Annotated in this window: 2 tRNA genes; both read left to right on the top strand. The window is 43.0% G+C overall.

Going from position 1 to position 500, the window contains the following annotated elements:
- Window position 1: 1 nt before the first annotated feature.
- Window positions 2-72, top strand: a tRNA-Asp gene (locus Q1B07_RS26785).
- A gap of 370 nt (window positions 73-442) precedes the next feature.
- A tRNA-Phe gene (locus Q1B07_RS26780) sits at window positions 443-500 on the top strand.

The following is a 500-nucleotide window of genomic DNA, read 5'->3' as shown; positions in this document are numbered from 1 at the left end:
GGTAGTTCAGTTGGTTAGAATGCCTGCCTGTCACGCAGGAGGTCGCGGGTTCGAGTCCCGTCCGGACCGCCATTTTAAAATTCCTAATCTAGAGTAAAAGGGTTTCGATAAGCGAAAAGGTCGAGGAAGCGATTGAATGAACACCGGAGCGTATGACAATACGTGAGGATGTGAATGAATGAGCTGACGAAGAGATTTGAAGCTTAGCGGAAGCCGAAAACTATTTGGCTCGGTAGCTCAGTCGGTAGAGCACGACCGAATAAGCTTCCTTGAAATAGTATCAGCGTACTCATCGAGCTGCTCCTTGAAATAGCTTCCTGAGATGAGGACGATTAACAAATTATAAAAGAGAAAATGCTTTAAATGAAAAGGATTAAACTTTGGTTCGTTAAACTAAAAACTTATTTTTAACTAAAAATACTACACAATATTAAGGCTCGGTAGCTCAGTTGGTAGAGCAATGGACTGAAAATCCATGTGTCGGCGGTTCGATTCCGTCC

The organism is uncultured Metabacillus sp. (genome assembly GCF_947503125.1).
In the GTDB taxonomy this organism is placed as follows: domain Bacteria; phylum Bacillota; class Bacilli; order Bacillales; family Bacillaceae; genus Metabacillus.
This window is presented reverse-complemented; position numbering and strand designations above follow the sequence as displayed.